Origin of the sequence: Streptomyces murinus (assembly GCF_002154555.1) — a bacterium.
Lineage (GTDB): Bacteria > Actinomycetota > Actinomycetes > Streptomycetales > Streptomycetaceae > Streptomyces > Streptomyces murinus.
The window spans coordinates 1-11,584 of the sequence record NZ_MUNF01000427.1 but is presented as its reverse complement, the minus strand read 5'-3'; the positions used below and the strand labels follow the sequence as shown (position 1 = coordinate 11,584).

Genomic DNA, 11,584 nt, shown 5'->3' with positions numbered 1-11,584 from the left:
GCCCGCCGCCTTGCGCTGGAACCCGGGGGGGGTCAGCCCGCCTTGCGCTGGAAGGGGTGCAGCAGGTCCGACAGATGCCAGTGGTGCGGCGTCCCGGCCGCGGGCCCCGCGCCCTCACCGGCGACCGGCACCTGCGGCACCTCCACCGGCCCGGCGAGCGGCGCGCCGCGCCGGGCGCCCGTGCCCCGTACCGACGACACCTGTCCGGCGCGCATAATCCGCAGCACATGGCCATCGCAGTTCTGGCAGCTGGGGCTGCGCAGCGGCGACGGCACGACGTGCCCGTCGGCCACGTACCGCACGTACTGCTGCCCGTCGGCGTCCGTGTGGTGCTCTATCTCGTACGACTGCTCCCAGCCGTGCCCGCAGCGCATGCAGGCGAATGAATACGACTCGTGAACAACGGCTGTGGCCGTACCGCGGAGGCCGGTCTGCCCTGCGATCTCACTCATGCCAGCTCCTCGTTTCCGCTGGACGAGCACCCCTGATCGGGGTCCCTTCGACCAGTGGACGCCTTCGCCGACGCGAATGCACCGGGGCTGTCGAGTGTTGGAGGCGATTTGAGTCTTCCTTGCCGAAAAGCCCCCGCGGACCGCCTGTGCGCTTTGCCAATGGCGACAGCCTTTTGCCGCCCATTGGCCGATTCGCTCATCCGAGAAGATCCCTGCTCAGAGGGCAGTTTTTACTCAAGCCCCGCGTCCGGGCAGACTCCTCACTGATCGGCTCGCTTCGCTGCCACAACGGCGTCGAACACGACCCTCTTCGGCAACCCGGCCGCCACCGCCACCGCCGCGATCGCCTCCTTGCGCCGCTCCCCGGCCTCCTCGCGCACCCGCACCCGGCGCACCAGCTCCGCCGCGTCCAGCTCCTCCGGGCCGGTCTCGGGCGCGCCCTCGACCACGACCGTGATCTCACCGCGCACCCCCTCCGCGGCCCAGCTCGCCAGCTCGGCCAGCGGACCCCGGCGCACCTCCTCGTACGTCTTCGTCAGCTCCCGGCAGACCGCGGCCCGCCGCTCGGCGCCGAAGACCTCGGCCATCGCGGCGAGGGTGTCGTCGAGGCGGTGCGGGGCCTCGAAGTAGACCAGCGTGCGCCGCTCGCCCTCGACCTCGCGCAGCCGGGAGAGCCGTTCGCCCGCCTTGCGCGGCAGGAAGCCCTCGAAGCAGAACCGGTCCACGGGCAGCCCGGACAGGGCGAGCGCGGTGAGCACGGCGGACGGCCCCGGTACGGCGGTGACCCGGATGTCCTGCTCGACGGCCGCCGCGACCAGCCGGTACCCGGGGTCGGACACCGACGGCATGCCCGCGTCCGTGACGAGCAGCACCCGCGCCCCGCCGGTCAGCTCCTCGACCAGTTCGGGGGTGCGCGCCGACTCGTTGCCCTCGAAGTACGACAGCACCCGGCCGCCCGGTGTGACGCCGAGCGCCTGGGTGAGCCGGCGCAGCCGCCGGGTGTCCTCGGCGGCGATGACGTCCGCGGTCTCCAGCTCCTTCACCAGCCGGGGCGGCGCGTCCGCGATGTCGCCGATGGGGGTACCTGCGAGGACAAGGGTTCCAGTCACGCCCCCATCCTCGCAGGGGTCCGCGAGCCGGAGGAAAACGACCGCTTCGCGGCCCGCGCCGCGCATGCACGGGACTCGCACAGCACCGTTCCCTACGATGGCGCGGTGACCAGTACCGCGTCCTCCATGGATCTGAGGCAGGGCCAGGCGCCGCACGACCGGCGGCCGCCGTGGCAGCAGCGGCTGCGCCGGTTCGGGTACGCGCCGGCGAAGGACACGCCCGAGGGCGACGTCCGGGACCGGCTGGTGCCGCCGTACCCGCAGCCCGGTCCCCGGCTGTGGCGGGCGCTCGGCGCCCCGCCCGTGCTGGCCGACCGGATCAACCGCTGGTCGGGCTGGGCGGGGCCGCTGCTGGTGACGCTGGTCGCGGGCCTGCTGCGGTTCTGGAACCTGGGCAGCCCGCGGGCGGTGATATTCGACGAGACGTACTACGCCAAGGACGCGTGGGCGCTGGTCCACCGCGGCTTCGAGGTCAACTGGGACAAGAACGCCAACGACCTGGTCCTCCAGACGCACGGGCATCTCGCGATCCCGGCGGACGCGGCGTACGTGGTGCATCCGCCGGTCGGGAAGTACGTGATCGGGCTCGGCGAGCTGATGTTCGGGTTCAACCCGTTCGGCTGGCGGTTCATGACCGCGCTGCTGGGCACGCTGAGCGTGCTGATGATCTGCCGGATCGGGCGCCGGATGTTCCGCTCGACGTTCCTGGGCTGTCTGGCGGGCGCCCTGCTCGCGGTGGACGGGCTGCACTTCGTGATGAGCCGCACCTCGCTGCTCGACGGTGTGCTGATGTTCTTCGTGGTGGCCGCGTTCGGCTGTCTGCTCATCGACCGGGACCGGTCACGGGCGAGACTGGCCGCCGCGCTGCCCGTCGGACCGGACGGCCTGGTCCGCCCGAACGCGCAGGTCGCGGACTCCGTGCGGCTCGGCTGGCGCCCCTGGCGCTGGGCGGCCGGGCTGATGCTGGGCCTGGCCATCGGCACCAAGTGGAACGGCCTGTACATCCTGGTCGCGTTCTGTGTGATGGCGGTGCTGTGGGACGTCGGCGCGCGCAGGGTGGCCGGCGCCCGCTACCCGCGTCTGGCGGTCCTGAAGCACGACCTCGGCATCACCTTCCTGGCGACGGTCCCGGTGTCCGTCGCCGTCTACCTGCTGTCCTGGCTGGGCTGGATCCTCTCCCCCACCAACGGCACGGGCGGTTACTTCCGCAACTGGGCGCTCACCGACGGCCGGGGCGGCGCCTGGTCCTTCCTGCCGGACTGGCTGCGCAGCCTGTGGCACTACGAGCACGAGGTGTACGAGTTCCATCTGCACCTGGACTCCCCGCACACCTACCAGTCCAACCCGTGGAGCTGGCTGGTGCTGGGCCGCCCGGTGTCGTACTTCTACGAGTCCCCCTCGCCCGGCACCGACGGCTGCCCGGCGGACGCGGGCCAGAAGTGCGCCCGCGAGGTGCTGGCCCTCGGCACCCCGCTGCTGTGGTGGGCGGCCTGCTTCGCGATCGTGTACATCCTGTGGCGCTGGGCGTTCCGCCGCGACTGGCGGGCCGGTGCCATCGCCTGCGCGATCACGGCCGGCTATCTGCCCTGGTTCCTGTACCAGGAGCGGACGATCTTCTTCTTCTACGCGGTCGTCTTCGTGCCGTTCCTGTGCCTGGCCGTGGCCATGATGATCGGCGCGATCATCGGCCCCCCGGGCTCCAGCGACACCCGCCGCGTGGTCGGCGCCACCTCGGCCGGCGTCCTGGTCCTGCTGATCGCCTGGAACTTCATCTACTTCTGGCCCCTGTTCACCGGCACGGCGATCCCGATCGACAGCTGGCGGGCGCGGATGTGGCTGGACACCTGGGTCTAGCTGGGCAGACCCAAAAACAGGCGATGAACACCTCTTGAGGAGCGAGGCCCTGCACTTCGCTCCTCAACTGCTGACGCCGGACGGGACCTTCCGGAAGCTACCGGCACCGAAGCCTTGCCCATTGGGCACGTAGTTCTCTTTGGTGACAGCTTCCTCCCAGCGCCACAGACGCCCTTCGTGCCCAACGTACCTGACCAGCGCTTTTCCCCTGTTCCCTGACGAAATGTCACGGTCGGCGCTACACTGTGTACATGTGATGCGCACCATACGTGAAGCCGGGGGGTGTAGGGGCGTTGGGGAATGACACCTGGCCGATTCTGGCCACCGTCGTTTCGGCTATCGGACTGGCCACTGCCGTCAGCCGTCTGCTGAGTTCGGGAGCGAAAGAGGCGTTACGCCTGATCAGCCTTCTCTCGGGGACTCTGCGTATGGAGCCGGAGAGTCGCAGGGAGTCCGTCGCCGGGCGGCTGTCCGGGGCGGACGCGGAAGCCTTCCTCCGGAATTACGTGAAGGCCGCCGAGGCCGAGGAGACGGACCGGATCCTCAGAACGTCCAAGGTCGAGGTGAGAGGTGACTGAGGGCCCAGCCGCGTCCGGGGGAGGCAGTGCGCCCGAGTTACCTCGACAGAAAACCGACACGCAGACGGCGCCGAGGAAGGCGTCCACACCGAGAACCAGGAAGAGGACCAAACAGGTCGCTGCCGCCGGTGGTGGTTTCGGTGGGACCATGCTGCTCTCTCTCGCGCATTCGGTCCCCCAGAACACCATCTGGCCGGCGATCCTGACCTGGTCCTCTCCTGGTTTCGCCGCGCTTTCGGGCGCCTTGCTCCCGATGATGAAGGAGCAGGGCGCGAGGTGGGGCGTGAATTTCAAGGTGTGGCGCTCGGCGCACGTCCTGAAGAAACTTCTCGCCAGGGACGATCTGACCCCCGAGCGGAGGACGGAACTCGAATCCTTCCTGGACGAGGTGAACAAGCACCGCGCCCATGACGAGATAACCCGCATCCGGGAAGCCTTCGCCCGGGACTAGCACCCACACCCGGCCGCTTATGATCATGGGCATGTCCGAACTGCGTGAGCGTGCCGTACGCAATCAACTGGCGGCCGGGGAACAGCTCTTGGCGTACGCCTCCGTCGTGCCCGCGGCCGGGGCCAAGGGGGTCAGTGTGAACCTCGGCGGTGTGCTCGCCAACGATCTGATGAGCCAGGTCGGCGCGCAGGGCGGGATGGCGGGCGGCATCGCGTCACAGTGTCCGCAGACGTCCGGAGCGCTGCTGCTGCGCGTCACCGACCAGCGGGTCGGACTGGTGAAGCCGTTGGACGGCACGCCGGTGTGGGAGGTGCCCAGGGCGTGGGTGGCACGGGTCGAACGGCGGCCCCGGCTCCAGCTGATGGCGCGTTTCCGGGTGCACTACGCCGACGGTTCCTGGCTCGCCTTTCTCACCATGCGCCGCCGAAACATCGAGCAGTTCCGCGCTCTCCTGGGCTGAGTTTCCGGTCCGATTGTCGCAACCGTGCTACGGAATGACCGGGGACGTCACCCACCCCGCTCAGGACTTTAGGGTGAGTGCCGTCGTTGGGGAGTCGAGGGGCGGGGGACCCTGGAAAGCGCGGAGGAACAGAGGCTGTGGGGAAGAGAAGACGGGCCGCCGAACGGCGCACGGCGCCGCCCGGCGTGATAGGCGGAGTCATCGCCCTGGTCGCCTGCGGCGCCGGACTCACCGCCTACGCGCTGTACGACGGCGGTTCGGCGGCCGGCGAGACGAGCGCCACCGCGCACCACAAGCAGGTCAAGACAGGCCCCCTCAGCGCGGCCGAGGTGCACACCGCCGCCACCGCCTTCCTCACCTCCTGGCAGCAGGGCCGAATCGCCGACGCTGCGGCCGCCACCGACAACGCCTCGGCCGCCACCGCCCTGCTCACCGGCTACGGTAAGGACGCCCACCTCACGGGCGTCACCCTCACCCCGGGCACCGCCAAGGGCGCCGAGGTGCCCTTCTCCGTCAAGGCGACGCTGGCGTACAAGGGCGTCTCCAGGCCGCTGGCGTACGGCAGTTCGCTCACCGTCGTACGGCGGGCGAGCGACGGCAAGCCGCTGGTCGACTGGCACTCCTCCGTCGTCCAGCCGGATCTGCGGGACGGCGACACGCTGGTCACCGGCCACGCCGGCACCCCGCCCGTCAAGGCACTGGACCGCGACGGCGGCGAGCTGACGGCCGCCAAGTACCCCTCGCTGGCCACCGTGTTGGACGGGCTGCGCGAGAAGTACGGCAAGAAGGCGGGCGGCACGGCGGGCGTGGAGCTGCGTGTGGTGCGCGGCAAGGCGTCGCAGAAGGCGAAGCTGTCCGACAAGACGCTGGTGACGCTGAGCCAGGGCACCCCGGGCACCGTGAAGACGACCCTGAGCCCGGCCCTCCAGGCGGAGGCCGAGGCACAGGTCGGCAAGCGGAAGCACGCCTCCGTGGTCGTCCTGCGGCCCTCCACCGGCGAGATCCTCGCGGTCGCCAACAGCGAGCACGGCTTCAACGTCGGCTTCCAGGGCTCGCTGGCGCCGGGCTCCACGATGAAGATCGTGACCTCGACCATGCTGTTCGAGAAAAAGCTCATCACCCCGGACGCCTCGCACCCCTGCCCCAAGACGTACAAGCTCGCGGGCTGGACGTTCCACAACGACGACGACTCCGAGATCAAGAAGGGCACCTTCAAGACCGCCTTCGGCGCCTCCTGCAACAACGCCTTCATCAACTTCGCGCCCAAGCTCTCCAACAGCGATCTGACCGAGGAGGCCCAGCAGGTCTACGGCCTCGGCATGGACAACTGGGCCATCGGCGTGCCCACCTTCGACGGCTCCGTCCCGGTGCAGAGCGGCGCGCAGATGGGCGCCTCGCTGATCGGGCAGGGCGGGGTGCGCATGAACCCGCTGAACATGGCCTCCGTCGCGGCCACCGTGCAGTCGGGCCGCTTCCGCCAGCCGTACCTGGTCTCCCCCGACGTGGACCACCGCACCCTGGCGACGGCCGCGCGCACCATGTCCGCCAAGACGCGGTCCCAGCTCAAGGAGGTCATGAAGTTCACGGCCGACTACGGCACGGCCGCCAAGGCGATGGCCGGCCTCGGCCCGGACTACGGCGCGAAGACCGGCTCGGCCGAGGTCGACGGGCAGAAGAAGCCGAACGGCTGGTTCACCGCCTACCGGGGCGACCTGGTGGCCGCGGGCGTGGTGCAGGCCGGTGGGCACGGCGGTGACACGGCGGGCCCGATCGTGGCGGACCTGCTCAAGAAGGGTGGCTGACCGGACCGGTCAGTTGTGCACGGGCACGGCCGTGTAGGTCCGGCGCAGAAAGCGGATCAGCGCCTTGGAGTCGAACTGGAGCACATCGACCCCTTGGTCGGAGTGGAACTCCACGACCGCCTGGACCCGGCCGCACGGCCACACCCGTACGGAGCCGCTCTCGGCCGGTGCCCGCAGCCCGCGCTCCAGCAGGGAGCGGGAGAAGGTCCACTCATGGGCGCCCGGGAGATCGATCCGGACCGAGCGCGGGTCGTCCTCGGGGTCGTACCGCAGCCGTACCGGGACGGCTCCCGGGTCCTCGTCATCCGTGACGACATGGGCGCGCGCGTACTGCTCGATCACAGACATGGGAACGCCCTTTCACCCTGAGTGACCCCTGCGAAAGCCACTTCATCCGCTTTCAACCGTTTCCTCTCCAATGTCGCACATTTCGCCCGAGCCGCCCCCGGAGCAGGAGGCGAGTACCCAGTACTTGCAAAGGGTTCGCAACAAGCGTCTAAAATCAAACGGTGCATGTACCTGACGGATTCATCGACGCCCCCACCTCCGCCGTCACCGGAGTGATCGCCGCCGGCGCCCTCGCGGTGAGCCTGCGCGGTGCCCGACGGGAACTGGACGAGAAGACCGCACCGCTGGCCGGTCTCGTGGCCGCCTTCATCTTCGCCGTGCAGATGCTGAACTTCCCCGTGGCGGCCGGCACCAGCGGCCATCTGCTGGGCGGGGCGCTGGCCGCGATACTCGTCGGTCCGTACACCGGTGTGCTCTGTGTGTCCGTGGTGCTGCTGATGCAGGGCGTGCTGTTCGCGGACGGCGGGCTGACCGCGCTCGGCGTCAACATCACGGACATGGCGCTGGTCACCACCGTGGTGTCGTACGCCGTCTTCCGCGGCCTGCTCGCCGTGCTGCCCCGGGGGCGCCGCTCGGTGACCGCGGCCTCCTTCGTCGCCGCGCTCGTCTCCGTGCCGGCCGCGGCCTGCGCCTTCACCCTGATCTACGCGGTCGGCGGCACCACCGACGTCTCGATCGGCAAGGTCGCGACCGCCATGATCGGCGTCCATGTGCTGATCGGCATCGGTGAGGCGGTCATCACCGCGCTGACGGTCGGCGCCGTGATCGCCGTACGCCCGGACCTGGTGCACGGCGCGCGCGGGCTGCGGCAGCGGCTCCGGCTGCGGGTGGACGGCGAGCTGGTCGACGCGCCCGCCGTGCCCGTCTCCCCCGCGGCGGCGCCCACCTCGCGGCGCAAGGTGTGGGTGACCGGTCTCGTCGCCTCCCTCGTGCTCGCCGGATTCGTCAGCTTCTACGCCTCCGCGAGCCCCGACGGCCTGGAGAAGGTCGCGCACGACAAGGGGATCGACACCCGGGCGAAGGAGCACGCCTCGGCCGGTTCCCCGCTCGCCGACTACGGCGTCAAGGACGTCTCCGACGCGCGCCTGTCCGGCGGGCTCGCGGGCGTGATCGGGGTCGGGGTCACGGTGGTCGCGGGCAGCGCGGTGTTCTGGGCGGTGCGCAGGCGCCGCGGTACCGATGTCTCGCCCGTGAGCCACGGTCTCTGACATGGGTGCGGGCCACGCCCATCGCCTCTACCGGCACGCGGACTCGCCCGTGCACGCGCTCCCGCCGCACACCAAGCTCGCGGCCGCCTTCCTCTTCGTGCTGGTCGTCGTCTCGACCCCGCGCGAGGCGATCTGGGCGTTCGGGGTGTACGCCGTACTGCTCGCGGCCGTGGCGCGCAGCGCCCGGGTGCCCGCCGGGTTCCTGCTGCGGCGGCTGCTGATCGAGGTGCCCTTCGTGGCGTTCGCGGTGCTGATGCCGTTCGTCGCGGAGGGCGAGCGGGTGCAGGTGCTCGGCCTCTCGCTGAGCGTCAACGGGCTGTGGGGCGCCTGGAACGTGCTCGCCAAGGGCACCCTCGGCGTCGCCGCCTCCGTGCTCCTCGCGGCCACCACCGAGCTGCGCCAACTCCTGCTGGGGCTTGAGCGGCTGAAGCTGCCGCCGCTGCTGGTGCAGATCGCCTCCTTCATGATCCGCTACGGCGATGTGATCACCGACGAGATGCGCCGGATGCGGATCGCCCGCGCCTCCCGCGGCTTCGAGGCACGGGGCGTACGGCACTGGGGGGTGCTCGCCAAGTCCGCCGGCGCGCTGTTCATCCGCTCCTACGAGCGCGGGGAGCGCGTGCATCTGGCCATGGTGAGCCGGGGGTACGCCGGTTCGATGCCGGTCATCGAGGAGGCCACCGCGTCCCCCGCGCAGTGGCGCCGCGCCCTCGCGCTCCCCTGCTCGGCCCTCGTCGTCTGCCTGTTGGGATGGACCCTGTGAATCCGGGATGGACCCTGTGAGTACGAACAGTACGACCGGTACGGCCAGTACGACCGGTACGGCCACCGCCTCGCTGGAGGTCTCCGGCCTCGCCTTCGCCTACCCCGACGGCCATCAGGCCCTGTTCGGCGTCGACTTCACCATCGGGCGCGGCGAGCGGGTCGCGCTGCTCGGTCCCAACGGCGCAGGCAAGACCACCCTGGTGCTGCACCTCAACGGCATCCTCGGCGGCGGCGCCGGTGCGGTCACCGTGGCCGGACTGCCCGTCGGCAAACGGCACATGGCGACGATCCGGCAGAAGGTCGGCATCGTCTTCCAGGACCCGGACGACCAGTTGTTCATGCCGACGGTGCGCGAGGACGTGGCGTTCGGCCCGGCGGCGGCCGGGATCAAGGGGGCCGCCCTGGCGGAGCGCGTACGAGGCGCCCTGGACCGGGTCGGCATGGGGGACTTCGCGGACCGGCCCCCGCATCATCTCTCCTTCGGGCAGCGGCGGCGCGTCGCGGTGGCGACCGTGCTGGCGATGGAGCCGGAGATCCTGGTCCTGGACGAGCCGTCCTCCAACCTCGACCCGGCCTCCCGCCGCGAGCTGGCCGACATCCTGCGCTCGCTTGACGTGACGGTCCTGATGGTCACGCACGACCTGCCGTACGCCCTGGAGCTGTGCCCGCGCTCGCTGATCCTCAGCGACGGCGTGATCGCGGCCGACGGACCGACGGCGGACCTGCTGTCCGACGAGGAGCTGATGCGGGCGCACCGCCTGGAACTGCCGTTCGGCTTCGACCCGCGAGTGGCGGGGCCCCGGGTGACAAAGGTAATGAAAACGGACGTCTGAACTCACCGAGGAATCGCAGGCCCGCACCCGCTGTTGCACCCACTGTCGCAGGCGAGCGGAAGGGAATGCGGGACATGGAGGGCGGGGACGTGGGCGTGAACGGCACGGTGGCCGAGGGCTTCGAGCCGGTCAGGGAGGCGTTCGCAGCGAACTTCGCCCTGCTCGGGGAGCGCGGCGCGGCGGTCGCCGTGTACCGCGACGGACAGCGGGTGGTCGACCTGTGGGCGGGCACCCGGGACGTGGACGGTACGGCCCCCTGGGAGCCCGGCACCGCCCAGATCGTGCGCTCCGCCACCAAGGGCGTCGTCGCCGCCGGGCTTCTGCTGCTGCACCAGCGCGGGGAGCTGGACCTGGACGCGCCGGTCGGCACGTACTGGCCCGAGTACAAGGCGGCGGGCAAGGAGCGGACCCTCGTACGCCATCTGCTCGCGCACCGCGCGGGCGTGCCCGTCCTGGACCGCCCGCTGCCCCCGGCCGAGGCGGCGGACCCGGACCTCGGCGCGGCGGCCGTCGCCGCGCAGGCCCCGGTGTGGGAGCCGGGCACGGACCACGGGTACCACGCGCAGACGTACAGCTGGCTCACCGGGGAACTGGTCCGGCGGGTCACCGGGCGCCCGGTGGGCGAGTGGCTGGCCGACGAGATCGCCGGGCCGGTCGGCGCGGACCTGTGGCTCGGGCTGCCCGAGGCCGAGCAGGGGCGCGTCGGGCGGGTCGGGGACATCGAGGCGCCGCAGTCGGCGGGCGCGCTGAAGCTGCGGCCCAAGCGCTCGGTGTCCGCGGCCTACGCCGACCCGGAGTCGCTCACCCGCCGCGCCTTCGCCGCGATCACCCCGCTCCCGGACGAGAACGACCCCGCGTACCGCGCCGCCGCCCTGCCCGCCTCCAACGGCATCGCGACGGCCGACGGACTGGCCCGCGTCTACGCGTCGCTGATCGGCGAAGTAGACGGCGGGGTACGGCTGTTCACGCCCGAGACGGTGGAGCTGGCCCGTGCGGAGCAGTCGGCGGGACCCGACCGGGTGCTCGTGGTCGCCACCCGCTTCGGCCTCGGCTTCATGCTGCACGGCAGCGCGTCCCCGCTCCTGTCCCCCGGCTCCTTCGGGCACCCGGGCCGCGGCGGCGCGCTCGCGTTCGCCGACCCGGAGTCGGGCGTCGCGTTCGGCTATGTCACCAACGGCTTCCGCAAGAGCGTGACGGCGGACCCGAGGGCGCAGGCGCTGGTACGGGCGCTGAAGGTGGCGCTGAAGGCGTGACCCGGCCGCGCTCGGAACCCGGGTCGCGGCTCGGGACTGAGGGCTGACGGCTGAGGGCTGAGGGCTGAGGGCTCAGACGTGGATCGGGTGCGAAGTGCGGCCCGAATCCGCGTCGATCTCCGTGTGCGCCTTGTTCAGCAGTTCCATGGCGATCTGGTTGAGGGCGCGGGCGCCGGCGATCTCCTCGCCGACCCTGGGCTGGTCGTGGTCGATGTGATGGCGACTGGCGTGTCCGTGCCCCCTCACCTCGCTGCCGTCGGGCAACCGGACCAGGGCCGCCGCGCGCGTGTGCTGACCGTCCTCCTCGAACTCCAGCTCGACATGCCACCCGACAGCGGTGTGCATCATGGTCTGCGTCTGCTGCATGGTCTGCGTCATGTCGGCCACCTCCGGGCAACGCACATTCCGGCTGTCTCCAGGGTGCTCCCGGCCGCGGCGCACGTCATCTCGGCGGCCGGGAGCACCCTGGAG

13 protein-coding genes are annotated in these 11,584 nt (G+C 71.0%); 9 read left to right on the top strand and 4 right to left on the bottom strand.

Going from position 1 to position 11,584, the window contains the following annotated elements:
- Positions 1-32: 32 nt before the first annotated feature.
- Together CCN72_RS25000 and rsmI are read right to left on the bottom strand one after the other, a co-directional pair.
- Positions 33-452 (bottom strand): hypothetical protein, encoded by a 420-nt coding sequence (locus tag CCN72_RS25000; protein WP_085565136.1) that lies wholly within the window; start codon positions 450-452, stop codon positions 33-35.
- A gap of 260 nt (positions 453-712) precedes the next feature.
- Entirely contained in the window at positions 713-1,561 is an 849-nt protein-coding gene (gene rsmI / locus CCN72_RS24995) for a 16S rRNA (cytidine(1402)-2'-O)-methyltransferase (RefSeq protein ID WP_086809800.1), read from the bottom strand.
- A 105-nt stretch (positions 1,562-1,666) separates the two neighbouring features.
- On the opposite strand from rsmI, the gene CCN72_RS24990 reads away from it, so the two are divergent.
- The 5 genes from CCN72_RS24990 (at position 1,667) to CCN72_RS24975 (ending at position 6,706) form a co-directional block, all read left to right on the top strand.
- Positions 1,667-3,415, top strand: a complete 1,749-nt coding sequence (locus tag CCN72_RS24990; protein WP_167408714.1) for a dolichyl-phosphate-mannose--protein mannosyltransferase — start codon at positions 1,667-1,669, stop codon at positions 3,413-3,415.
- Positions 3,416-3,843: 428 nt separating this feature from the next.
- Positions 3,844-3,993 (top strand): hypothetical protein, encoded by a 150-nt coding sequence (locus CCN72_RS39140; RefSeq protein ID WP_158101408.1) that lies wholly within the window; start codon positions 3,844-3,846, stop codon positions 3,991-3,993.
- A 148-nt stretch (positions 3,994-4,141) separates the two neighbouring features.
- Positions 4,142-4,444 (top strand): hypothetical protein, encoded by a 303-nt coding sequence (locus CCN72_RS24985; protein WP_086809798.1) that lies wholly within the window; start codon positions 4,142-4,144, stop codon positions 4,442-4,444.
- A gap of 31 nt (positions 4,445-4,475) precedes the next feature.
- Positions 4,476-4,904 (top strand): hypothetical protein, encoded by a 429-nt coding sequence (locus CCN72_RS24980; protein ID WP_136100879.1) that lies wholly within the window; start codon positions 4,476-4,478, stop codon positions 4,902-4,904.
- Between the two features lie 137 nt (positions 4,905-5,041).
- Positions 5,042-6,706, top strand: a complete 1,665-nt coding sequence (locus CCN72_RS24975) for a penicillin-binding transpeptidase domain-containing protein (RefSeq protein WP_086809796.1) — start codon at positions 5,042-5,044, stop codon at positions 6,704-6,706.
- Between the two features lie 9 nt (positions 6,707-6,715).
- Here the strand turns inward: CCN72_RS24975 and CCN72_RS24970 are convergent, their stop codons facing one another.
- Positions 6,716-7,054, bottom strand: coding sequence for an SsgA family sporulation/cell division regulator (locus tag CCN72_RS24970; protein ID WP_037663593.1), 339 nt, complete (start codon positions 7,052-7,054; stop codon positions 6,716-6,718).
- Between the two features lie 161 nt (positions 7,055-7,215).
- Here CCN72_RS24970 and CCN72_RS24965 point away from each other — a divergent pair, with 161 nt between their 5' ends.
- From CCN72_RS24965 to CCN72_RS24950, 4 genes are all read left to right on the top strand, one after another.
- Positions 7,216-8,262 (top strand): energy-coupling factor ABC transporter permease, encoded by a 1,047-nt coding sequence (locus CCN72_RS24965; protein WP_086809794.1) that lies wholly within the window; start codon positions 7,216-7,218, stop codon positions 8,260-8,262.
- 1 nt (position 8,263) lies between these two features.
- Positions 8,264-9,025, top strand: a complete 762-nt coding sequence (cbiQ, locus tag CCN72_RS24960) for a cobalt ECF transporter T component CbiQ (RefSeq protein WP_086809792.1) — start codon at positions 8,264-8,266, stop codon at positions 9,023-9,025.
- Positions 9,026-9,032: 7 nt separating this feature from the next.
- Positions 9,033-9,860 (top strand): energy-coupling factor ABC transporter ATP-binding protein, encoded by an 828-nt coding sequence (locus tag CCN72_RS24955; protein ID WP_086809790.1) that lies wholly within the window; start codon positions 9,033-9,035, stop codon positions 9,858-9,860.
- 74 nt (positions 9,861-9,934) lie between these two features.
- Positions 9,935-11,113, top strand: coding sequence for a serine hydrolase domain-containing protein (locus CCN72_RS24950; RefSeq protein WP_208638085.1), 1,179 nt, complete (start codon positions 9,935-9,937; stop codon positions 11,111-11,113).
- A gap of 72 nt (positions 11,114-11,185) precedes the next feature.
- Here the strand turns inward: CCN72_RS24950 and CCN72_RS24945 are convergent, their stop codons facing one another.
- On the bottom strand, positions 11,186-11,461 hold the full coding sequence (locus CCN72_RS24945; RefSeq protein WP_037663616.1) for a DUF1876 domain-containing protein: 276 nt from the start codon (positions 11,459-11,461) through the stop codon (positions 11,186-11,188).
- Positions 11,462-11,584: the final 123 nt, after the last annotated feature.